This is a genomic window from Ensifer sp. CCNWLY38 (assembly GCF_037120565.1).
In the GTDB taxonomy this organism is placed as follows: Bacteria; Pseudomonadota; Alphaproteobacteria; order Rhizobiales; family Rhizobiaceae; genus Ensifer; species Ensifer adhaerens_H.
Genome location: NZ_JBBBBO010000013.1, coordinates 71,776 through 95,685, shown reverse-complemented (window position 1 = coordinate 95,685; position 23,910 = coordinate 71,776). Strand labels below are relative to the sequence as shown.

Below are 23,910 nucleotides of genomic sequence, written 5' to 3'. Positions count from 1 at the left end.
GCGATCATGGAAGCGCCACTGAAGGGCATTCGTGTCCTGGAACTGGCCCGCATTCTCGCGGGCCCCTGGATCGGCCAGACGCTGGCCGATCTCGGTGCCGACGTCATCAAGGTGGAAAGCCCGGCCGGCGACGACACCCGCACCTGGGGCCCGCCCTTTGTCGCGGGCGAGGATGGCGAGAAGCTCGACGCCGCCTACTTCCACGCCTGCAACCGCGGTAAGCGCTCCGTGGTGCTCGATTTTACGACGGAGGAGGGGCAGGAGGCCGTGCGCCGCCTTGCCGCCCAGTCGGACGTCCTGCTCGAAAACTTCAAGGTCGGCGGGCTCGTCAAATATGGTCTCGACTACGAGAGCCTGAAGAAGATCAATCCGAGGCTGATCTATTGCTCTGTCACGGGCTTCGGCCAGGACGGACCCTATGCCCACCGGGCTGGTTATGACTACATCGTCCAGGGCATGAGCGGTATCATGGACCTGACCGGCGAACCGGACCGCGAGCCACAAAAGATCGGCGTCGCCTTCGCCGACATCTTCACCGGCCTTTACGGGGTGATTGCCGTCCAGGCAGCACTTGCCCAGCGCGAGCGCACCGGCGAGGGACAGCAGATCGACATGGCACTGCTCGACTGCATGACCGGCGTTCTCGCCAACCAGGCGCTGAACTTCCTGGTTTCCGGCAAGGCGCCGCGCCGGCTCGGCAATGCCCACCCGAATATCGCGCCCTATCAGGTCTTTCCGACCTCCGACGGTCATCTGATCATTGCGGTCGGCAACGATCGGCAGTTCGTGAAGTTCTGCGCATTGCTGGGGCGATCAGATCTCGCGACCGACGGACGTTATCTGACCAATGCGCTGCGCGTGCAGAACCGCGACACGCTGACACCCGAACTGACGGCCGAGACCGCGAAGATCGAACGCGACACGCTTTTGAAGTTGCTGGAAGATGCCGGCGTGCCCGGTGGGCCGATCAACACCGTCGCCGACGTCTTTGCCGATCCGCAGATCGAGCATCGGCAGATGCGGGTGGATACGCCGCACTCGGGCGCTGCTGCCGGTACCTCGCCGGGTGTCAGGACGCCGATCCGCTTTTCAGCGGCCGAGCTTGCACTGAACCGCGGCGTACCGCGGCTTGGAGAGCACACCGACGAGGTGCTGACCGAGATCGGGATGCAGGTCCCGAAGGCGGGCTAACGCAAGGTGAAGCCCAAGACGCTTGTTAAGACGACACCTGAATAAATAGCAAAAAGCCCCGGAAATCCTAGAGATTTCCGGGGCTTTGCGTTTTAGGCCTTGAGTGCGCGGTTGAAGACGCGCGACAACCGTTCGGCAAAGGCGCGTGGATCCTGCGGCTTGTCGCCATCGAGCACGCGCGCCTGGTCGAGCAGCAACTGAACGGCATCCGTTCGGAACGCTGTATCGCCGGCGGGGCTGGCGGCCATCGCGGCGATCAGTGCGTGGTTCGGGTTGACTTCGAGGATCGGCTTGGCCGCATCATCGAGACGGCCGGCACCCTGAAGCATCTTTTCAAGCTGGCGATCCGGACCGTGCTCCGGCGCGACCAGGCAGACGGCGCTTTCCGTCAGGCGGTCGGAAGTGCGGACATCGGAGACCGCTGAGCCCAGCGTCTCCTTGGCGAAGGCAACGAAATCGATGACCAGCTGGCTGGCCTGCGGCGCCTCTTGCTTGTCGCCTTCAGACTTGGCGATATTGCTGAGATCAGCCGCCCCTTGGGTGATCGACTTCAGCGGCTTGCCGTCGAAGTCCGGAGCCGAGGTTACCCAGAAGCTGTCGACAGGATCGGTCAAGAGCAGCACTTCGATGCCGCGGGCGCGGAAGCCTTCGAGTTGCGGCGAGGCCTTGAGCTGGCCGAGATTGTCACCCGTCAGATAATAGATCGCCGACTGGCCTTCCTTCATGTCCTTGACGTAGTCGGCGAGGCTGCGCTGGCCTTCATCCGAGGTGGTGGTACGGAAGCGTGATAGAGCGATCAGCTGTTCGCGGCGCTCGTAGTCCTCGTAGATGCCTTCCTTCAGCACGCTGCCGAAGTTTTCCCAGACCTTGTCGAAGGTCTCTGGCTCGCTTTCCGCCAGCTTCTCGATCGCGGTCAGCACGCGGTTGGTGACACCCTTGCGGATGCTCGCGAGCAGCGGGCTTTCCTGGATCATTTCGCGCGAGACGTTGAGCGGCAGGTCCGAGGTGTCGACGAGGCCGCGCACGAAGCGCAGGTAGCGCGGCAGCAATTCCGCCTCGTCGGTGATGAAGACGCGTTTGACGTAGAGCTTCATCCGGCCCTTGCGGTCCGGGTCGAAGAGGTCGAAGGGCTTCGAGCCGGGCACGAAGGCAAGTGCTGTATATTCGTGGCGGCCTTCGGCCCGGAAATGCACCGTCAGGGCCGGATCGTCATATTGCCCGGCGACGCCACGGTAGAAGTCGGCGTAGTCTTCCTTGGAAATCTCGCTCTTCTGCTTGGTCCAGAGGGCCGTGCCGTCGCCGACGGAAACCGGCTCGGCTCCGGGCTTCTCGACGATCGAGATCGGCACCGGCACATGGCCGGACTGATCCTTGACGATGCGCTCGACGGTCCAGCGCGACGTGTAGGTCTTGGCGTCCTCCATCAGATGGAGCGTGATGCGCGTACCGCGCGCCGGAGCGTCGGCGAGTTCGGCGGCAGCAACGGTGTAGCTGCCCTTGCCGTCGGAAGACCATAGCCAGGCATGTTCGGAGCCTGCGCGGCGCGACACGACATCGACCTTGTCGGCGACCATAAAGGCGGAATAGAAGCCGACGCCGAACTGACCGATAAGCTGTGCGCCTTCCTTGCCCTGAGCGGCCTCGATGCGCTCCATGAATGCCCGCGTGCCCGAGCGGGCGATCGTGCCGAGCGCTTCGACCAGTTCATCACGGCTCATGCCGATGCCGTTGTCGTCGACGACGAGACGGCTGTTTTCCTCATCGAGCGTCAGCGTGATGCGGGGGGTCGGGTCTCCGGCAAGAAGCTCGGGCGAGACGATCGCTTCGTAGCGCAGCTTCTCGCAGGCGTCCGCAGAGTTCGAAATCAGTTCGCGGAGGAAGACGTTCTTGTCGGAATAGACCGAATGCACCATCAAATGGAGCAGTCGCGCCACATCGGCTTCGAAGACATGTTTCTCTACGGACATTTCGGTTTCGCTCATCGCCTTGGCAACTCCTTGTGCTTTGCGCCCCAATTGGCAAGCTGCGTCCAGAATTTCAAGGGTCGTCTTGCACGGTACCCATTTCTGTATGATGCTGCACTGCGAAGGAAAGCTGAACACTGGCCAACGTATGCTCCTTCCACGGGGTCCAAGGCGACGGTTCGCTACGACGACAAATCGCCGTAACACTCCAATGTTATGCTCCTGCGACCTGAGCAGACGTTCTTGGGTCACCTATGTCGAGTTATACCGCAGCTCTGCCACCCGTCTCTTTGACTAAAGTCAATGCGAGACGAATTGCATTGTTCTATTGGCTTCAAGCAGCGGGGCCGGCCTTCAATCGCACCGAGGAGTGGACATTATGCCCAAGCATTCCACCATCCCGACAATACCGACATTCGCCGATGCCTATTCCTATTCGCTTGATGCCTGGCAGCGCTCGGTTCTTTTTCTTGACGTGATGCGGCAGCGCGGTGCGCAATATGAGGAGCACCGGACGCAGACCGCTCCGAACGTGCTGGAGTTCGAGGTTCAGCTTGTGCGTGACGGACGCACGCTCGGCCGGCCGGTGAACTATGCGTTGGTCAGTATCGTTCCACCCGACGGGGTCGCGATCGATCCATCGAAGCGCCCCTTCGTCGTTGTCGATCCCCGTGCGGGTCACGGGCCCGGCATCGGAGGTTTCAAAGCAGACAGTGAGATCGGCGTGGCGATGAAGGCCGGCCATCCTTGCTATTTCATAGGCTTCCTTCCTGATCCGGTTCCCGGGCAGACGATTGAGGATATTGCTCTTGCAGAAGCCGTGTTCCTCGAAACCGTCATCGCTCGCCATCCGGATGCTGACGGCAAGCCCTGCGTGATCGGCAATTGCCAGGCGGGCTGGGCCGTGATGATCGTTGCTGCGCTCAGGCCGGAACTCTTTGGTCCGATCATCATTGCCGGCGCGCCGCTTTCCTACTGGGCCGGCGTCAAAGGGCAAAACCCGATGCGCTATTCCGGCGGGCTCCTCGGCGGCAGCTGGCTGACGGCGCTCACCGGCGATCTCGGCGCCGGCGTCTTCGACGGCGCCTGGCTGGTTCAGAATTTCGAAAACCAGAACCCGGCCAACACGCTTTGGACCAAACAATACAATCTCTATTCGAAGATCGACACGGAGGCCGCCCGCTACCTCGGCTTCGAACGCTGGTGGGGCGGGCACGTGACGCTGAATGCCGAGGAAATGCAGTTCATCGTCGATGAGCTGTTCGTCGGCAACAAGCTTGCGGCTGGCGAAATCCGGACGTCCGATGGCACCGCGATCGATCTACGCAACATCCGTTCGCCAATCGTCGTGTTCTGCTCGAAAGGGGATAACATCACCCCGCCGCAGCAGGCACTCGACTGGATCCTCGATCTCTACGACAGCGTCGACGAGATCCGCGCCTACGGCCAGACGATCGTCTACACCGTGCATGAAACGATCGGACATCTCGGCATCTTCGTGTCCGCCGGGGTCGCGCGGAAGGAGCATGACGAATTCGCGTCCAACATCGACCTGATCGACGTGTTGCCGCCCGGCCTGTATGAGGCCGTGCTGACGCCGGCAGCCGATGTGAACGAGGGACGCGAACTTCTCTCTGGTGAATGGCTGATGCGTTGCGAGGCGCGAACGCTGGAGGACATCCGTGCGCTTGGCGGCAACGATATCGAGGATGAGCGGCGTTTCGCTGCCGCGGCAAAACTGTCAGAAGTCAATCTGTCGCTCTACCGCACCTATCTGCAGCCGATGGTCAAGGCAGCGGCGACGCCACCTGTCGCGGAGGCGATGCGGAACATGCATCCGCTGCGCCTGCAGTATGCATTGTTCGGCCCGGACAATCCGTTCATGGCCTGGACGGCGGCTCTTGCAGAACAAGTGCGGCAAAACCGCGAACCTGCGGCTTTAAACAATCCATTCATTGCGTGGCAGGAGGCGCTGTCGCAGCAGGTGGTGGACGGCCTGGATACCTGGCGACGGATGACGGAGTACGTGTCCGAGCAGACCTTCCACACAATTTACGGCGCCCCGGCTCTTCAGGCGGCACTCGGTGTGGATGGCGCCCAGGCTCCGCGCAAGGCAGCAAAGAGCCTGCTGCATCAGGAACTTGTTGACGCGCGGATCGCAGACCTTAGGGCCAGGATGGCAGAGGGTGGCACTTGCGAAGGTCTCGCCCGGGCGCTGATCTTCGTCGGCATGGCGCGAGGCGGTGCCGACGAACGCGGCCTAGAGGCGGTTCGGCGACTTCGACGCGCTCATCCGGATGCCAAGCAACTGGATCTCGCCACGTTCAAAGCGGTGCTTCGGGAGCAGTATTTCATGCTGCTGATCGACGAGGATGCTGCCCTTGCGGCGCTTCCAAAGCTGCTGCCGGAAGCGATCGAGGAGCGTCGCGCCGCCTTTGCCGCTCTTCGTGAGGTCCTCGATGCCTCCGGCGCGCTGACAGGTCTTGCGGCCGAGCGGCTGCAACGGGTGGCGACGCTGTTCCGGCTGGACAGCGAGCCTCCGGTGGCGATCAACGCTGACAAGGTCGTCCGCAATCGTGCCGCATCCTGATCGAGAAGGAGCTTCGACATGTCCGAGGAAACCGCACTGCCGCTTGAGCAGTCCAAATACGATCTCCTGATTGCCACCGCGCGAGACGAAACGCCGGCGGTCACCATCGTCGCGCACCCTTGCGACGAAACCTCGCTGCGTGGCGCACTTGAGGCAGCCGAGACGGGATTGATCAAGCCCGTGCTCGTCGGCCCGGAAGCGAAGATCCGCAGCGTCGCTGCCGAACACCGGCTCGACCTCGGCAACTCAGAGATCGTCGACGTGCCGCACAGCCATGCGGCGGCGGCGAAAGCGGTGGCCATGATCCGTGAGGGCCGCGGCGAGTTGCTGATGAAAGGAAGCCTGCATACGGACGAGCTGATGCGGGAAGTTGCAGCCTCCGCAACGGGACTCAGGACCGATCGACGGATCAGCCACGTCTTCATCATGGATGTGCCGGGCCATGCCGAGACGCTGTTCATCACCGATGCCGCCATCAACATCTTCCCGGACCTCGAGGCCAAGCGCGACATCGTGCAGAACGCCATAGACCTCTGGGTCACGATCGGTCTTGGCGAGCCGCGCGTCGCCATTCTTTCGGCTGTCGAGACTGTGACGACGAAGATCCCATCGACGATCGAGGCGGCAGCGCTTTGCAAGATGGCGGAGCGCGGCCAGATCACCGGCGGCCTGCTCGAAGGCCCGCTTGCCTTCGACAATGCGATTGATCCGGAGGCCGCGCAGATCAAGGGCATAAAGTCTCCCGTTGCCGGCCGGGCGCAGATCCTGGTGGTGCCTGATCTTGAGGCCGGCAATATGCTCGCCAAGAACCTCACCTTCCTGTCCCATGCCGACGCCGCCGGTATCGTTCTTGGCGCCCGCGTGCCGATCGTGCTGACGTCCCGGGCGGACTCCGTGCGCACGCGTCTCGCCTCCTGTGCCGTCGCCTCGCTCTACGCGGCGCGGCGGCGCGCAACGCAAGTCGCGGCGGTGTAGCCATGGATGCGCTTCTCGTCGTCAACGCGGGATCGTCCAGCCTGAAGTTTCAGGTTTTCGGGATCACGGATGCCGGTCTCGAACGCCGGGTGAAGGGGCAGATCGGCGGCATCGGTACTCGACCGCGCCTGCAGGCGAAAGCGGCCGACGGAACCGTGCTGGTCGATCGCAACTATGAAGCCGACGTCGTCGGCGACCTGCCGGCGGCCATCGCCGCGGCGCGGGACTGGCTGTTGACTCTTCAGGGCTTCACCTTGCGTGCGGTCGGTCACCGGGTGGTACATGGCGGGCCCGACTATGCCGAGCCGGTGCTCATCGATGCGACAGTGCTGGATCGTCTGGCGAGCTACCAGGATCTTGCACCGCTGCACCAGCCCAACAACCTCGCGCCGATCCGGCAGGCCATCGCGATCAATCCGGACGTGCCGCAGGTCGCCTGTTTCGATACCGCTTTCCATCACGGCCACCCGGAAGAGGTGAACTGCTACGCCATGCCGCGCAGCTTCTATGACGAAGGCGTTCGGCGCTATGGCTTTCACGGCCTCTCCTACGAATACATCTCGGAGCGTCTGCGCGACGTGGCGCCGGAGATGGCGCTTGGCCGCGTCATCGTTGCGCATCTCGGCAGTGGCGCCTCGATGTGTGCCCTCTACAACGGCCACAGCATCGAGAGCACCATGGGCTTCACCGCGCTCGACGGCTTGCCGATGGGAACGCGGCCTGGCCAGCTCGATCCGGGCGTCGTGCTTTACCTGATCCTCCAGCGCGGCATGAGTGCCCAGGCCGTTTCGGATCTGCTCTATCATGAGGCAGGTCTGAAGGGGCTATCCGGTGTGTCGAACGATATGCGCGATCTTCTCGCAAGCGAGGACCCGCATGCCAAACTCGCTATTGATCACTTCATCTATCGCAGCGGGCTCAATGCCGGGATGCTCGCGGCCGCGCTCGGCGGCGTCGACGCTTTCGTCTTCACGGCGGGCGTCGGCGAGAACTCCGCTCAGATCCGTGCCCGCATCGCGGACAACCTCGCCTGGCTCGGCGCGGAACTCGATCCGGCCGCGAACGAGGCGGGTGCCACGCTGATCTCGACGCCTTCAAGCCGCGTCGCGCTCTACGTCATCCCAACCGACGAGGAACTGATGATCGCGCGCCACACGCTGGCGCTCCTTCGAACTCGTGCAGCCTGATCCATCGGAGACAATCCATGTCCATTCCTGTCGCCAAGGCCAAACTTCTGGATGGCCGCAAAGGTCTGATCGTCGGCATTGCCAACGATCGGTCGATCGCCTGGGGCTGCGCCCGCGCCTTTCGCGCCTTCGGGGCGGAGGTGGCCGTCACCTATCTGAACGACAAGGCAAAGCCCTATGTGGAACCGTTGGCGCGTGAAATCGAAGCGCCGCTGTTCCTGCCACTCGACGTGGCCGTTCCGGGCCAGATGGAAGCCGTGTTCGAGGAGATAGAGAAGACCTGGGGAGAGCTCGATTTCCTCGTGCACTCGATCGCCTTTTCGCCGAAGGATACGCTCGGCGGCCGCGTGGTCGACGTGCCCCGCGAAGGGTTCTTGAAAACCATGGACATCTCCTGCTGGTCCTTCATCCGCATGGCGCATCTCGCCGAGCCGCTGATGAAGAACGGCGGCACGCTTTTCACCATGACCTATCATGGCTCACAGGTGGTGGTGGAAAACTACAACATCATGGGCGTCGCCAAAGCGGCGCTCGAAAGCGCAGTCCGCTATCTGGCAGCCGAACTCGGCCCCAAGGGCATCCGCGTCCACGCGATCTCGCCTGGAGCTCTTGCGACGCGCGCCGCCTCCGGCATCCCGGAGTTCGACGCGCTGCTCGAAAAGACCAAGGTCAAGTCGCCATCCCGCGAACTCGTCGACATCGACGATGTCGGCGTTGCGACGGCCTTTCTGGCGCATGACGCCGCCCGGCTGATAACGGGGCAGGTGCTCTATGTCGACGGCGGCTACCACATCATCGACTAGCCGCCCGCCGCCGCTCAGTCTGCATGGGTCAGATGTTGCCCATGCAGAGGTACTTCATTTCCAGATAGTCTTCGAGGCCGTGACGCGAGCCTTCGCGGCCGATACCCGATTGCTTGATGCCGCCGAAGGGAGCGGCTTCCGACGACATGCGGCCGGTGTTGATGCCGACCATGCCGTATTCCAGCGCCTCGGCCACATGCCAGACCCGCTTCAGGTTCTCGGCGTAGAAATAGGCGGCAAGCCCATAGATCGTGTCGTTGGCCTCAGTGATTACCTGCTCGGCCGTCTCGAAGCGGATGATGGGCGCGATCGGGCCGAAGGTCTCTTCCTGGGCGACCCGCATGTCGGTCGAGATGCCGGTCAGGACCGTCGGCTCGAAGAAGGTGCCTGACGCCCCGATCCGGTGGCCACCGGCGCGCACCCTGGCACCCTTGGAGACCGCGTCGGTAACATGGGCCTCGATCTTCTCGATCGCGTGCTTGTCGATCATCGGGCCGATGGTGATGCCCGGGGTGAAGCCGTCGCCGACGGTCAGTTCGGCAACTCGGCTGACGAATTTCTCGGCAAAGGCGTCATGGACGCCCGACTGCACATAGATGCGGTTGGCCGAGACGCAGGTCTGGCCGGCATTGCGAAATTTCGCCTGGATGGCGCCGTCCACCGCCTCGTCGATGTCCGCGTCGTCGAAGACGATGAAAGGGGCGTTGCCGCCAAGCTCCAGGCTGACCTTCTTGATCTGGTCGGAGCATTGCCGCATCAACAGCCGCCCGACTTCGGTCGAACCGGTGAAGCTGATCTTGCGCACCTTCGGGTTGCTGCAGAGCTCGCGGCCGATCGCGGCACCTTCCGAGGCATAGAGCAGGTTGACGACGCCCGTGGGGAAACCGGCCTTTTCGGCGAGCACGAACATGGCGCCGGCAACGAGCGGGGTCTGCTCGGCGGGCTTCAAGACGATGGTGCAGCCGGCGGCAAGGGCCGGCGAGATCTTGCGGGCGACCATCGAAGCCGGGAAGTTCCACGGCGTGATGGTGCCGACGACGCCGACGGGCTGCTTGATGACAAGCATGCGGCGGTCGTTGGCCGGCGCTGGGAAGGTCTCGCCATAGATGCGCTTCGCCTCTTCCGCGTACCATTCGACGTAAGCCGCGGCGTGCAGCACTTCGCCCTTCGATTCCGCGATCGGCTTGCCCATCTCGGCGGTCAGGATCGCCGCGAGATCGTCGGCATGTTCGACGATCAGGTCATGCCAGCGCCGGAGTACCGCGCTCCTGTCCTTGGCGGGCTTTGCCGCCCAGAGAACCTGCGCCTTTGCCGCGGCTTCGATCGCCCCATGCGCCTCTTCTATCCCCATGTCCGGAAGGGTCGCCAGCAACTCCCCGGTCGAGGGGTTGAAGACGTCGAAGGTTGCGCCGGTCCAGCCTGCGGCGGCATGTGCAATGGTGTGTAGCGGCGCGAACAGTTCGGCGGCGCGCAGGTGCTTGGTCAAGGCGGGGGTCAAGGTCATTGGCGGGCATCCTCCGGCGATGGTCCGCCGGGAGGCGGCAGACCCGCTTTTGCTTGTTCTTGCGGGTGCCGATCGACGTCGGCACCCGAGCTTCACGCGTCTGAATAGACGCGCCAAGTCGCTGTAGCACTTTGAATTGCTGCATAATTTTGTCCTCAAGTCGATCCCGATTTAAGGAATTACGCAGCAGGCAACCGCGTTAGCGGTCGCCCGGTCGGGCGTCAACCACGCGCCGCGAGGATCGACGCTTCGAGAATGTCGAGCGCTTCGGCGAAGACTTCGTCCTGGATGGTGATCGGCGCCAGGAAGCGAATGACGTTTCCGTGCACGCCGCAGGTCAAGAGGATCAGTCCCTTTTCCAGCGCGATCAGGCGAACCTTGTTGGCGAAGTCGGCGCTCGGCAGGTTGGTCTTCACGTCGTTGAACTCGACGGCATTCATGAAGCCGGGGCCGCGGATGTCGACGATCTCGGGTGCCTGTTCGCGGATGGCGGCAAGGCGCTGCTTGAGCCGGCCGCCGAGCTGTTCGGCGCGTTCGCACAGCTTCTCCTCGGCGATGACATCGAGCACCGCATGGGCGGCGGCGATACCGAGCGGGTTGCCGCCATAGGTGCCGCCAAGACCGCCGGGGGCCGGCGCATCCATGACTTCGGCGCGGCCGGTGACGGCGGCGAGCGGGAAGCCGCCGGCAAGGCTCTTGGCCATGGTGATGAGGTCAGGGGCGACGTCGTGATGGTCCATCGCGAACATCTTGCCGGTACGGGCAAAGCCGGTCTGGACCTCGTCGGCGATCAGAAGAATGCCATGCTGGTCGCAGATTTCGCGCAGCGCCTTCATGAAAGCGGCGGGCGCGGGGTAGAAACCGCCTTCGCCCTGCACCGGCTCCAGGATGATCGCGGCGACACGGCCCGGATCGACATCGGCGGCAAAGAGCTTCTTCAGCGCGGCGAGCGACTGTTCGACGGTGATGCCGTGCAGCTCGATCGGGAAGGGGGCGTGGAAGACATCTCCCGGCATCGCGCCGAAGCCGACCTTGTAGGGAACGACCTTGCCGGTCAGCGCCATGCCCATGAAGGTGCGGCCGTGGAAGCCGCCGGTAAAGGCGATGACCGCCTGGCGACCGGTCGAAGCGCGGGCGATCTTGACGGCGTTTTCGACAGCTTCGGCGCCGGTGGTCACGAAGATCGTCTTCTTGGCAAAGTCCCCGGGCGTCAGCGCATTGAGGCGCTCGGCGAGGTGCACGTAGGATTCGTAAGGCACGACCTGGTGGCAGGTATGGGTGAAGCGATCGATCTGCGCCTTGACCGCTTCGACGACCTTGGGATGACGGTGACCCGTGTTCACGACCGCAATACCGGAGGCGAAGTCGATGTAGCGATTGCCTTCCTTGTCCCAGATTTCCGAGTTTTCCGCGCGATCGGCGTAGATCTGGGTGGTCATGCCGACGCCGCGGGAGATGGCGGCGTTCTTGCGGTCGGTGAGGCTGGTCATGGCGCGTTCCTGTCACGTCTGGAGTTAATATATTGCATTTTTTCTGCAAGTTTATTCTGGAAGTGGTACACCTTTCACAGTCGATTGCAAATCAAATTTGGTGATCGAGACAACACGGGCGCTGATGCGCTGTCCTTGTCAGATCTCAATCGTGACGGGTAAGGTTGCAAACACGTCGGAGCCGCACGGATTCGTGCAGCGCCGGCGGGCGGTAAAGGGAAATTGGAATGGGCGCTGTGCGCTACAAGGTTGCCGAGGCGGCGCGTCTGGCGGGTGTCTCCGCTTCGACGTTGAGGTTGTGGGAGACGCAAGGGTTGGTCGTGCCCGAGCGCTCGCCGACGGGACACCGGCAATATACGGAGGGCGATCTTGCTCGGCTGAAGCGCATCGCCTGGTTCCGGGTGGAACGCGGCCTCAATCCGGCAGCGATCCGCGAGGCGCTCGAGGCGGAAGGTGCCGGTGACGATCAGGCCGGGACGACAACAGGGGATGGTGCCGACAATCAGGTCGGCCGCAAGCTCAGAAGCTTGCGGCACGCAGCCGGCAAGACGCTCGAGCAGGTGGCCGGCGATATCGGCATCGCCGCATCGGTGCTCTCGACGCTGGAACGCACCTCGCAGGGTGTCTCGGTGGCCGTCCTGCACAACATCGCGGAATACTTCGGAACCACCGTTTCGAGCCTCTCCGGCGAGGAGGAAGCGGATGCGCGGGCCGTGGTGCGAGCCGGCGAATGGCGGACCTGGCCGCGCACGACGCCCGGCGTCACCGTGCAACTGTTGGCCGACGGCCGCAACCAGATGGATTGCCACCGCTTCGTGCTGGAGCCGGGGGCTTCCAGCGAGGGCGCCTACCGGCATGAGGGCGAGGAGTTCGTCTATGTTCTCTCGGGCCGGGTCGAGTTCATTCTCGACAGCGACCAGTTCTATGACCTCGGCGTCGGCGACTCGCTCTATTTCGAGAGCAAAAGGCGCCACGCCTGGACGAACCGGCACGACGGTGAAACCGTCCTTCTTTGGGTCAATACGCCACCGACATTCTAAGCCCCGGTCGACTTGAGGCGCTTTCGTTTCTGAAACAATACAAGCGCTTGCGGCCTCGGCCGGGCGGCGGTGACCGGCGCCTCGGTCGTCACGGTCGACCGCCCGCAGGCGAACTCGGCGCGCTGCCGCCATCCCAGCGGTCAAAGTTTGGCCCTATTCGACCCTAGAGTTTTAGGGGCCGCCTTCAATGCGTCGTGCGACCGATCAGACCTTTCACGCTTCTCTTGAAGCAAATGGCAACCTCGCGGCAAAAATCGTAGCTGACCAGAGAGTTGGCTCCACAAGGAACAGGGCCCGCAAGGGTCGGAACTCCGAGGGGATGTTCAATGTTGAATACGCGCGACCGTCAGTTGGACGGGTTGCGGGCCGCTGCCGTTTCCATGGTTCTGTACGCGCATTTTTTTGCCGCGGACGATTCCCATTGGGGACACATCGGTGTGCGGCTGTTCTTCATTCTCAGCGGCTTTCTGATCACGCGGCTATTGCTTGACGCCCGTTCCGCCGCTCAGTTCGAACCGGCGACGGCTCTCAGATCCTTCTACGCGCGCCGTGCCTTGCGTATCTTCCCACCCTATTTCGGCATGCTGGGCGTCCTGTGGCTCTTCAACCTGGAAGGCGCCAGGGAAGGCTGGGTCTGGCACGCGCTTTACCTCTCGAACTTCTGGTACGCGGTCAAGGACGCGTGGACACCGTGGGTGCTCTGCCACACCTGGAGCCTCAGCATAGAAGAACAGTTCTATATCGTCTGGCCGCTTCTCGTTCTGCTGACGCCGCGCCGTCTGCTCGGGCGGCTTTGTGTCGGTGTGATTGCCTGTTCGCTGGCCTACCGCTTCTATTGGCCGCTCACAGGGGGACCCTCGCTCGCGCGCGACCTGCTGCCGCCGGCCTCGATGGATGCGCTGGCGGCGGGTGCCCTCCTGGCCGTCCACCGATCGCATGCCACAGCTTGGCCGCGATGGATGGCGGCCAGTTGGCTGCCGCTTTCCATCCTGTCGCTCGTCCTCCTTTGGGCGCGCTCGACTGCAATGGGGCCGGTGCCCGATTGGCTGGTGTGGATCGGCCTTGAAGTTTCGCCCCTGGTTCCGCTTGCAATGTTGGTGGGCAGCGCCTCCGCCGGGTTCCGCAACGATTTCGGCAGGGCGCTCGAACTCCCACCGCTGACGGCGCTCGGGCGCGTCAGTTATGGCGTCTACCTGTTTCATCCGGTCGTGCTGGCGCTGGTCGTCAAGGCGCAGGCGTGGATACCGGTCAATGTTTCCGAACAGGGCTTCGGGCGTTTGCTCGTGGCCGGTTTCGCCACTTTGGTCGTCGCGGCCGTCTCCTGGCTCGCCTTCGAGAAACCGCTCAACGCCCTGAAACGGCACTTCCCCTACCTTCGCGCAGGCAGCCGGCAGAGTAAATCGGCTCCAAATGCCGGAAGCTCTGTCGACTGGCTGCAGGGGAAAAAGGGTGAGCGGCCGCAGCCGACCTATCGCGCGGACAGCGCTGGCCGGGAAAACGCGCTTCATGCGTCAGATCTGCAATAACGTTCGAGAATGCCCATGACCGTTCCGTTGGTTTCCATCCTGCTGCCCGTCTACAACGCTGAGCCCTATGTGGCTGCGGCGCTTGAGAGCATTCTGAAGCAGGATTATCGACGGCTGGAGATCATCGCTATCGACGACGGTTCGCGCGATCGTTCGCTGGAAATCATGCGACGCTATCAGCAGGCGGACGACCGCATCACCATCGTCTCGCGCGAAAATCGCGGTCTGATCGCGACCTTGAACGAAGGCCTCACGCTGGCGAAGGGCGACCTCATTGCCAGAATGGACGCGGACGATATTTCCTATCCCTCGCGACTGTCACGCCAGGTGTCGCTGTTCCGGCGGCAGCCGGAGCTTGCTCTGTGCGGCTCGGGTATCGACACGCTGCTTGGCGACCGTATCATCCGCGGCACGCCCAACCCGATCTATCAGCCCGCGAGCCTGCGGGCGCTGTCGAAGTTCTTCACGATCTTCATCCACTCGACCGTCGTCTTCAACAGGCGCGTCATCCCGCAGGATATGCTGACCTATGATGCGCATTACGTGCATGCGGAGGATTTCGATCTCTTCCGAAGGGTTGCCGAGCGTTTTCCGGCCGTAATGATCGACGAGGCGCTGATCGCTTACCGCATTCACGGCAACAGCGTTACGAACACGCATAAGCGCCAGATGCGCCGCACGCATTTGCAGATCGTCGCCGAAAATCTCGAACGCGAAGAACTTTGCGACGGTCCCTCTGCCTTCAATGATATCGGCCTCGCAGTGACGTCCGAAACGATAGGGCGAGCCGCTGCGTGTATTCTCTCGCTTGAGGCCAGGGTCTCGGCGCTTCCTGCGGAAACCCGCGCCGGATACGAGGCGGGCGCGCTGAATTTCTTCTATTTTCTCTATCAGCTCGTCAGCGACGAGCGGCGGCCGGAACTCACCCACGAGTTTTTGACGCAGACGAGAAAATGGGGGCTCATCCGTCGCCGGGAACGATATGGCCTAATCGCCGGCGCTCGAGTGCCATGGTGCAGCCGCATGACGTTGGCTGCTTCAAGCCGGCTGGATGCCTTGTCGCGGTATCTGCAATCCGTGCCTGCGACGAGCGTCCTTCCGCAGCAAGGGATGCGCTAGCATGACCGTCGAGGGCCTGAAGTGGACAGCGGCGGAACGCAGCGACATGGTGGAGACGCCACGGCCGTCGTCGCCCCCCGCACGCAACGCGCTTTTCGCAAGCTTTATCGTCTGCACGCGCAATCGTGCGGCGGCGCTCGAGACCTGCATCCGATCGATCGAGACAGTTTGTGGCATCCATGCTGCCGGCCGGTGCGAGTTGATCGTTGTTGACAACGGTTCGACCGATGACACGCCTGAACGCATTGCCCGGATGGTTTCCGCTTCCCCGCTGGCAATCACGCACCTCATCGATACCCGACCGGGCCTCGCTGCCGCGCGCAACACAGCCATGGCACGCGCCCGTGGCGGCATTCTGGTTTTCATTGACGACGATTGTGAAATCGACACGCACTATCTGCGTGACCTGGAGCGCCACTACGCAAGCGGCGAAAGCGGAATCATTCGCGGCGGCCGCGTGGAACTCGGAGATGCCAGAGACCTGCCCTTCACGATCAAACGATCGAACGCGCGTGAGCGGTTGACGTGTGACATTCATCCGGGTGGCTTCGTCTTGGGCTGCAACATGACGATGCATCGCGAGGTCGCGCTGCGTGTCGGGGCCTTCGACGAACGCTTCGGCGCCGGCACCTCCCTGCAGTCGGCCGAAGACACCGACTATCTGCTGCGCGCCTACAGGCTCGGTATCCCGATCGAATATGTTCCCGACATGCTCGTCTTCCACCACCACGGCCGACGTACCCGCCTGGCAATCGAGAGGCTTCACCGCAACTACAGTTTCGGCAACGGCGCGCTTTGCATGAAGCATATCCGCACGACACCGTGGTTGCTGCGGCATTTCTGTTGGACCGTCCGGTCGGCGATCAGGGAAGTCTTCGGCGGCCCCCGGTTCGACCCCGTCCTGCACCTGTCGCATTGGCCAATCGTTTTCATGAACCTGCTCGGCGCTCTCAAGTTCATGAGCCTGTCCGTCGCCGAGCGGACAACGGGCCCGGTCGAACAACGGGCCCGAGAGCAACTCCAGCGCTGAGGACGGCCGCGATGTTCAGAATTCTCTTGCCGAGCCTGCAGCTGTTGCGCAATGCACTGGATGGCCAGAAGCGTCTGCTTCCGCTCGTGGTGGTCCTCGGCCTCTGCAGCGCGGCACTGGAGGGCGTCGGTATCGGCCTCATCATTCCCATGCTGGGCATCATTGCCGGCGACCAGGATCCGGCGGCACTGAGCGGCGTCTCCTCTCTTTTCCAGCAGGTCGGATCGGGACTGGACGATCGCGAAAGGCTGATCGTCATCGCCGCTGCTGCCTTTGGGCTGATCTGTCTCAAGAACGTCCTGGCTTTTGCCAACACGGTGCTTGCCACCTTCATCTACGGCAAGGCTGGCCACGCGATCCGAAGCGCACTGTCGGGTCAGCTGCTGCGCATCGGCTACCCGTTCTTCATGAAGGAGAATCCCGGGCGCTTGCTCAACATCATTTCGAACGAGTCCTGGCGAGCATCCGACGCGATACAAACCGTACTTGCGGCCCTTGTAAATGGCGCGGCCGCCGTCATCCTGCTCGCGTTCCTCCTGCTTTTGTCCTGGCAGATGACGTTGTTCGTGGCGCTCGGCCTCGTTCTCGTGCAGCTCGTACACTACGTCCTGTCCGCAACCCTCACGGGGCCGAGCCGCGATGTCACCTCCTTCAACGGCGAGCTGGCGGCACGCATGCTCCACCTGGTCCACGCCGGCCGCCTGATCCGGATATTCGGGCAGGAGGCGCGGGAGAAGGCCGCGTTCGATGGGGCGTCGGATTCGGTCAGGCGCGCCGCCTTCGCACTACAAGCCCGCCAGGGCATGCTGCCACCGCTGACCGAGACGCTCCACTCCGCTCTCTTCCTTGGCGTGGTCGTCAGTGCCTGGTCTGCCGGCATCAGTTTTCCTGTGATCGTTGCCTTCGTGGTTCTGCTCTATCGTTTGCAGCCGCATGTGCGTGCCTTGCAATTGTCCTGGAGCCAGATCCAGGGCTGGAGCGGCTCGCTGGAGGAGGTGCATTGGTTGTTGGACTCGTCCGGCAAGCCGCGGCCGCCGGAGGGGAGGGAGCCTTTCAGCGGGCTGCGGCAGCGGCTGAGATTTGATGACGTCACTTTCCGCTATCCGAGCTCGGATTCCCGAGACGTCGTGCTGCAGTCGGCGGCTTTCGAAATCCGAGGCGGCCGTTCGACGGCGCTTATTGGCCGGTCCGGTGCCGGCAAGACGACGATCGTCAATCTGCTATGCCGCTTCGTCGAGCCGGATGAGGGCAACATTCTCGTCGATGATGTCCCGCTGAACCGAATCGACCCGGTGCAATGGCGAAGCCGGATCGCGCTCGCGAGCCAGGACCTGGAACTGGTTGATGGAACGATCCTGGAGAACATCACCTATGGCCGGGAGGCGACCACAGCAGCCGAAGTGGAGCATGCGGCCAGGATGGCCGAAGCGCATGGCTTCATCGAAGGCTTGCCGCAGGGCTATCAAACCGTCGTCGGCTATCGAGGTGCCAGCCTTTCGGCGGGGCAGCGGCAGCGGGTCGCGCTCGCCAGAGCGCTGGTGCGTGATCCGGATATCCTGATCCTGGACGAAGCCACCAACGCGGTCGACGGGCTATCGGAAGCGGCCATCGTCGAGACGCTGAAATCGAGAGCGGGACGTCGCACGACCATCGTCATCAGCCATCACCGCAGCACGATCTCGTTCTGCGACGAGGTCGTCATTCTCGGCGGCGGCCAGGTGAAAGGTCAGACAGCTTTTGCCGACGTGGCCGCCTTGAGCATGGACCAGCTTTATGAGCACGAAACCGTGGAAAAGCGTCGGGCTTGAGAGGGGCCTTGTCTGCGTTGTCTCCGGTTCGCTTGGCCGCTCCCAGCCTTCGATGATCGAAACGAAACCGGCGCGCGGCCGTATGATCACGGGCCGCGCGCCGGTTTGTTTCTCATAGGAATAGGCCGCCCGCTTCAATAATGTAAGCGGAAAGCGTGCGGGTCCTCGGGATCAGGCTGCCGCGTAGCGCTTTGCCATTTCCGGCAGGCGCAGCGTGCGGATCTTGGAGGCCTTGCCGGCGGTGCGGAAGGCTTCGAAGCGCTCCTTGCAGACCTCGGTCATCAGCGCGGTTGCCGGCTTCAGGTAGTTGCGCGGGTCGAAATTCTCCGGGTTCTCGGCGAAGTTCTTGCGGATCGTGCCGGTCATGGCGAGGCGCAGGTCGGTGTCGATGTTGACCTTGCGCACGCCAAGCGGGATCGCCTTCTGGATTTCCGAGACCGGAACACCCCAGGTCGGCTTCATCTTGCCGCCATAGGTGTTGAAGAGATCCTGAAGATCCTTCGGCACCGACGACGAGCCATGCATGACCAGATGCGTATTCGGCAGCTTCTTGTTGATCTTGGCGATCGTCTCGATCGACAGGATGTCGCCATCGGGCTCGCGGGTGAACTTGTAGGCGCCGTGGCTGGTGCCGATCGCGACGGCCAGTGCATCGACGCCGGTCTTGGTGACGAAATCGAGCGCCTGGTCCGGATCGGTCAGCAGTTCCTCGCGCGACAGCTTGCCTTCGAAGCCGTGGCCGTCTTCCTTGTCTCCGGCGCCGGTCTCGAGGTTGCCGAGGCAGCCGAGTTCGCCTTCGACCGAAACGCCGGCCGCATGCGCGATCTTCACGACCTCTGCGGTGACGGCGACATTGTATTCATAGCTGGCGACGGTCTTGCCGTCCTTCTCCAGCGAGCCGTCCATCATGACGGAGGTGAAGCCGTTGGTGATGGCCGAGATGCAGGTCGACGGCTGGTCGCCGTGGTCGAGGTGCAGACAGACGGGGATATGCGGGTATTCCTCGGCAGCACCCAGGATCAGGTGGCGCAGGAACGCATCACCCGCATAGGAACGGGCGCCGCGGCTTGCCTGAAGGATCACCGGACTGTCGGTGGCATCGGCGGCGCGCATAACGGCCTGAATGTATTCGAGATTGTTCACATTGAACGCCGGCAGCGCGTAATCGTTCTCCGCCGCATGGTCGAGCAGTTGCCGCAATGTGATCAATGCCATTCGGTATTCTCCCTTGGTGCTCGGCGCAGCCTTCCCGGTGCGCCACAAAAACAATCCGGCTTGAAGCGCCGCATGAACATCATCGCAGGCAAGCGATGGCCGGAATTTCCGTGCGGCGTGACAGCGCGCGCGAATTGGTCGCGCCCACCGAAGTCAGGCGCACAATAGTTCATCGAAGTGGTTTGACAACCGGGCAAAAGGCAGGTTGCCAGAGGTCGAAACGCGCTTCAATCGATTTTACTGTGGACTGGATGCAACACCTTTCCGGTGAACTGGTTTCACTTTCTGGTGGTGCCTTTGAGGGGAGGAGGGCAAGAGTCGCATTTGCGACCTGTGCGTGTCTATTTCGTACTGCACACCATACCGGTCGAGTGCGCGGTGGAAACAGTCTGTCTACATGAAGTGAGGGGTTCGCAAGAAGATTGCGGCGAACGGCGCCATTCTTTGCGCACATTACGTAAACTGCCGGCAAAATTCACAAAGTTTGCACGGTCGATGATTCGACGGTGGCTGCGGCCGTGTTTTGTCGACAAAAATTGCCGACCTAAAACGTTGCAGGAGATTTCCCGAAATTGCCCTGCTTCCGTCACACGTCCGTCGCAAAGGCGACGAAAAGAATCGCAAACGAAATACAACCTATAGGATAGAAGGAATTCTGTCCTATAGATAAAGATGCAGACAGCCGCAGAATCCGCCTTGCGTTTGAGGACGATTTGCACTTCTCTCCTGCGATCACAAACCCAAAACAAGGGGAAGGAGAGAAACAAAATGGCATCACTGAAACTCAACCTTAGCGCTGCCGCGCTGATCGGTTCGCTGCTCATCGGAGCAAGCCCGGCGCTCGCCGAAGCTGTCCTGCATCGCGGCAATGCGGGTGAGCCGCAAACCCTGGATCAGGCCCATACCTCGATCAACATCGAAGCGTTCATCCTCAAGGACCTCTACGAGGGCCTGACGATCTATGACGCCGCTGCCAAGATCGTCCCAGGTGTCGCTGAAACGTGGGAGCTTTCGGACGACGGTACGGTCTACACCTTCAAGCTGCGCGCCGATGCAAAGTGGTCGGACGGTTCGCCGGTAACGGCAGAAGACTTTGTCTTCTCCATCCGCCGCGTCGAAGATCCGAAGACCGCGGCCGGCTATGCCAACATTCTCTTCCCGATCAAGAACGCCGAAAAGGTCAACAAGGGTGAACTGCCGACCGACCAGCTCGGCGTGAAGGCTGTCGACGAAAAGACGCTCGAAATCACGCTTGAGCGCCCGACCCCGTTCTTCCTGGAACTGCTGGCGCACCAGACCGCGCTTCCGGTCAGCAAGGCAAGCGTCGAAAAGAACGGCGCTGACTTCGTCAAGCCGGGTGTCATGGTTTCGAACGGCGCGTTCACGCTCGCCGCCCACGTTCCGAACGACAGCCTGACCGTCGTCAAGAACGCCAACTATTGGGATGCGGCCAACGTCAAGCTCGACAAGGTCATCTTCTACCCGATCGACGACCAGGCCGCTTCGGTTCGCCGTTTCGAAGCCAAGGAAATGGATCTCGTCTACAACTTCTCGGCTGATCAGATCGGGCGTCTGCGCACGTCCTACGGCGATCAGGTCCATGTTTCGCCGTCGCTCGCGACGTATTATTACGCCTTCGACACCCGTCAGGAGCCCTATAGCGACGTGCGCGTCCGCCAGGCTCTGTCCATGGCCGTCGACCGCGACTTCCTCGCCAAGGAAATCTATGCCGGTTCGCAGCTCCCCGCCTATTCGATGGTCCCCCCGGGCATCGAAAGCTACGGTGAGCCGTCCAAGGCCGAGTTCGGCACGCTGTCGCAGCTCGACCGTGAAGACAAGGCCGTCGCCCTGATGAAGGAAGCCGGCTACGGCGAAGGTGGCAAGCCGCTCGATATCGAGTTGCGCTATAACACCAACCCGAACCACGAGCGTGTTGCGACCGCTGTCGCCGACATGTGGAAGAACACCTTCGGCGCCAAGGTGTCGCTGGTGAACCTCGACGTGTCCTCGCACTACGCCTACCTGCAGGAAGGCGGCAAGTTCAACGTTGCCCGTGCCGGCTGGCAGGCGGACTACGCGGACGCAGAGAACTTCCTGGCACTCAGCGTCGGCTCCAACAAGACCTTCAACTACGGCCACTTCGAAAACGCTGAATTCGACGGCCTGATGAAGAAGTCCTACGACGAGCAGGATCCGGCAGCCCGCTCGAAGCTGATGCATGAAGCAGAAGCGCTGCTGATGAAGGAACAGCCGATCGCTCCGCTTCTGACCCAGGCCGACCTGTGGCTGGTTGCCAGCCGCGTCAAGGGCTGGGCGGACAATGCTCCGAACGAGCACCTCAGCAAGTTCCTGAGCATCGCCGAATAACGAACAGAGACGACGCGCGGTAACAGGCCGCGCGTCGCCTCCGGAGCACGTCCATGATTTCCTTCATCCTTCGCCGATTGGCGAGTGCGGTGCCGACCTTGTTTATCGTCGTCACCATATCCTTCTTCCTGATGCGGTTCGCCCCTGGTGGCCCCTTCAACCTCGAGCGTCCTCTTCCGCCACAAACGATGGCGAACCTGATGAAGACGTATCAGCTCGACCAGCCCCTTTGGCGCCAATACACGCACTATCTCAGCAATGCTGTGACCGGCGACTTCGGCCCGAGCTATGTCTATAAAGACAACAATGTCGCTGAATTGATCAGCAAGGGTCTGCCCTATTCGATGGAGCTCGGCTTCTACGCGCTGTTGCTTGCTCTCATCGGCGGCGTGACTGCCGGCACGATCGCCGCGCTCAGGCAGAACAGCATTCTCGATTTTGCGATCATGTCGGTCTCGACGATCGGCGTCACCGTGCCGAACTTCGTTGTCGGTCCGGTGCTCGTGTTGATATTCGCGGTCGGCCTTTCGTGGGTTCCCTCCGGCGGTTGGGGTGATGGATCGTTCCGCTCCCTGATCCTGCCGATGATTGCGCTGGCACTGCCGCAGGTTGCGGTTTTCGCGCGCCTGACACGCGGATCGATGATCGAGGCGCTTCACACCGACCACATCCGAACCGCCAGGGCCTACGGCCTACCTGCGCGAACGGTTGTGGTGACCCACGCGATGCGCGGCGCGATGCTGCCGGTCGTGTCCTATCTCGCACCCTGTGCCGCGGCGCTGCTGACCGGTTCGGCTGTCGTCGAGACGATCTTCACCATTCCGGGTGTCGGCCGTTACTTCGTCCTCGGCGCGATCAACCGCGACTATACGCTGGTGATGGGCACGGTCATTCTCGTTGCAATCTTCGTCATCGTTTTCAATCTCCTGGTCGACATTCTCTACGGCCTGCTCGATCCGAGGGTTCGCCATGACTGATATCGTCCAGACCCCGGTGGTGACACCGGAAACCAAGGGGCGCAGCCTCTTCCAGCTCGCCGCCATGCGCTTCAAGCGCAACCGTGCCGCCATGGCCGGTTGCGTGATGCTGGCACTGATCGCGCTGTTCTCGTTCTTAGGTCCGCTGTTTGTGCCGCATACCTATGACCAGGTGTTTCCGTCATACGTCACGAAAGCCCCCAGCCTCGAGCCGCGGCCCGACGTTTCGACGTTGCAGGGGGTGATGGAAGGCATCGCGACCCGCGCCCGCGTCACGCTCAAGGAGTTCAATCTCGAGGGTGAGACCTTCACCGCGACGATCACCTCGGAACAGCCGATCGATGCGCGCGCAACGCGCTATTTCGATCGCGCCAACGAGTTCCGCGACACCCAGGTGGTGGCAACGGAAGATGACGGCCGCACGCTGAAAGTGACCGGTCAGGTCGACCGGGAATACTTCCCCTTCGGCACCGATTCCAACGGTCGCGATCTTCTGGTCCGCGTCATGCTCGGTGGCCAGATCTCGATCGCCGTCGGCCTGCTGGCGAGCCTCGTTTCGCTCGGCATCGGCGTCGTCTACGGCGCGACATCGGGCTATATCGGCGGCCGCGTCGACAACGTCATGATGCGACTGGTGGAGATCATGTATTCTCTGCCCTTCGTCTTCCTCGTCGTCGTTCTCGTCGTGTTCTTCGGTCGCTCGTTCATCCTGATCTTCCTGGTGATCGGGGCGGTGGAATGGCTCGACATGGCCCGTATCGTGCGCGGCCAGACGCTTGCGCTCAAGCGGCGCGAGTTCGTCGGCGCCGCGCAGGCACTCGGCCTGACCGATTGGCAGATCATCCGCCGGCACATCATCCCCAATACGATCGGTCCGGTCATCGTTTTCGTGACCGTCGTCGTGCCCAAGGTGATCCTGCTCGAGAGCTTCCTCTCCTTCCTTGGCCTCGGCGTTCAGGCGCCGCTGACGAGCTGGGGAGCGCTGATCTCGGAAGGCGCAAACAACATCCAGTCGGCGCCGTGGCTGCTCATCTTCCCGGCCATCTTCTTTGTCCTGACGCTGTTCTCGCTGAATTTCGTTGGCGACGGCCTGCGCGACGCGCTCGACCCGAAGGATCGCTGAC

General features: G+C 62.3%; 17 protein-coding genes. 13 read left to right on the top strand and 4 right to left on the bottom strand.

Translation table 11 applies throughout. The annotated features are described in order from the left end of the window. Positions 1-6 precede the first annotated feature (6 nt). On the top strand, positions 7-1,191 hold the full coding sequence (locus tag V7S54_RS25510) for a CaiB/BaiF CoA transferase family protein (RefSeq protein ID WP_065374777.1): 1,185 nt from the start codon (positions 7-9) through the stop codon (positions 1,189-1,191). A gap of 92 nt (positions 1,192-1,283) precedes the next feature. Here the strand turns inward: V7S54_RS25510 and htpG are convergent, their stop codons facing one another. Further along, positions 1,284-3,173: a molecular chaperone HtpG gene (htpG, locus tag V7S54_RS25505; RefSeq protein ID WP_065374778.1), complete on the bottom strand. Its 1,890-nt coding sequence runs from the start codon at positions 3,171-3,173 to the stop codon at positions 1,284-1,286. A 361-nt stretch (positions 3,174-3,534) separates the two neighbouring features. On the opposite strand from htpG, the gene V7S54_RS25500 reads away from it, so the two are divergent. From V7S54_RS25500 to fabI, 4 genes are read left to right on the top strand one after another with little or no spacing between them, the layout of a single operon-like run. Further along, entirely contained in the window at positions 3,535-5,745 is a 2,211-nt protein-coding gene (locus V7S54_RS25500) for a DUF3141 domain-containing protein (RefSeq protein WP_065374779.1), read from the top strand. Positions 5,746-5,763: 18 nt separating this feature from the next. After that, on the top strand, positions 5,764-6,720 hold the full coding sequence (locus V7S54_RS25495) for a phosphate acetyltransferase (protein WP_065374780.1): 957 nt from the start codon (positions 5,764-5,766) through the stop codon (positions 6,718-6,720). Positions 6,721-6,722: 2 nt separating this feature from the next. After that, entirely contained in the window at positions 6,723-7,907 is a 1,185-nt protein-coding gene (locus tag V7S54_RS25490) for an acetate/propionate family kinase (RefSeq protein WP_065374781.1), read from the top strand. A gap of 17 nt (positions 7,908-7,924) precedes the next feature. Further along, on the top strand, positions 7,925-8,710 hold the full coding sequence (fabI, locus tag V7S54_RS25485; RefSeq protein WP_065374782.1) for an enoyl-ACP reductase FabI: 786 nt from the start codon (positions 7,925-7,927) through the stop codon (positions 8,708-8,710). 28 nt (positions 8,711-8,738) lie between these two features. On the opposite strand, the gene V7S54_RS25480 is transcribed toward fabI, so the two are convergent. Both V7S54_RS25480 and V7S54_RS25475 read right to left on the bottom strand, forming a co-directional pair. After that, complete coding sequence (locus V7S54_RS25480) at positions 8,739-10,214, bottom strand: NAD-dependent succinate-semialdehyde dehydrogenase (protein WP_065374783.1); 1,476 nt, start codon at positions 10,212-10,214, stop codon at positions 8,739-8,741. A gap of 221 nt (positions 10,215-10,435) precedes the next feature. Beyond that, a complete protein-coding gene (locus tag V7S54_RS25475) occupies positions 10,436-11,704 on the bottom strand; it encodes a 4-aminobutyrate--2-oxoglutarate transaminase (protein WP_065374784.1) in 1,269 nt (422 codons plus the stop codon). 227 nt (positions 11,705-11,931) lie between these two features. On the opposite strand from V7S54_RS25475, the gene V7S54_RS25470 reads away from it, so the two are divergent. The 5 genes from V7S54_RS25470 (at position 11,932) to V7S54_RS25450 (ending at position 18,227) form a co-directional block, all read left to right on the top strand. Further along, entirely contained in the window at positions 11,932-12,744 is an 813-nt protein-coding gene (locus V7S54_RS25470; protein ID WP_065374785.1) for a MerR family transcriptional regulator, read from the top strand. Between the two features lie 326 nt (positions 12,745-13,070). Beyond that, positions 13,071-14,270 (top strand): acyltransferase family protein, encoded by a 1,200-nt coding sequence (locus V7S54_RS25465; RefSeq protein ID WP_065374786.1) that lies wholly within the window; start codon positions 13,071-13,073, stop codon positions 14,268-14,270. Between the two features lie 15 nt (positions 14,271-14,285). Continuing rightward, the gene (locus V7S54_RS25460) at positions 14,286-15,389 is read left to right on the top strand and encodes a glycosyltransferase family 2 protein (protein ID WP_065374787.1); all 1,104 of its coding nucleotides are present in this window, start codon (positions 14,286-14,288) and stop codon (positions 15,387-15,389) included. A 46-nt stretch (positions 15,390-15,435) separates the two neighbouring features. Then, positions 15,436-16,419: a glycosyltransferase family 2 protein gene (locus tag V7S54_RS25455; protein WP_065374854.1), complete on the top strand. Its 984-nt coding sequence runs from the start codon at positions 15,436-15,438 to the stop codon at positions 16,417-16,419. Positions 16,420-16,430: 11 nt separating this feature from the next. Further along, positions 16,431-18,227 (top strand): ABC transporter ATP-binding protein, encoded by a 1,797-nt coding sequence (locus V7S54_RS25450; protein WP_065374788.1) that lies wholly within the window; start codon positions 16,431-16,433, stop codon positions 18,225-18,227. A 171-nt stretch (positions 18,228-18,398) separates the two neighbouring features. On the opposite strand, the gene fba is transcribed toward V7S54_RS25450, so the two are convergent. Beyond that, entirely contained in the window at positions 18,399-19,442 is a 1,044-nt protein-coding gene (gene fba, locus V7S54_RS25445; RefSeq protein WP_057248781.1) for a class II fructose-bisphosphate aldolase, read from the bottom strand. A gap of 768 nt (positions 19,443-20,210) precedes the next feature. Here fba and V7S54_RS25440 point away from each other — a divergent pair. Genes V7S54_RS25440 through V7S54_RS25430 form a run of 3 tightly spaced genes read left to right on the top strand, consistent with a single transcriptional unit; the run spans position 20,211 to position 23,909 of the window. Continuing rightward, the gene (locus V7S54_RS25440) at positions 20,211-21,809 is read left to right on the top strand and encodes a peptide ABC transporter substrate-binding protein (protein ID WP_057248532.1); all 1,599 of its coding nucleotides are present in this window, start codon (positions 20,211-20,213) and stop codon (positions 21,807-21,809) included. Positions 21,810-21,862: 53 nt separating this feature from the next. Further along, on the top strand, positions 21,863-22,786 hold the full coding sequence (gene oppB, locus V7S54_RS25435; protein ID WP_057248531.1) for an oligopeptide ABC transporter permease OppB: 924 nt from the start codon (positions 21,863-21,865) through the stop codon (positions 22,784-22,786). Then, a complete protein-coding gene (locus tag V7S54_RS25430; RefSeq protein ID WP_057248530.1) occupies positions 22,779-23,909 on the top strand; it encodes an ABC transporter permease in 1,131 nt (376 codons plus the stop codon). Before oppB ends, V7S54_RS25430 begins: the two co-directional genes overlap by 8 nt. The last annotated feature ends 1 nt before the right edge of the window (position 23,910 follow it).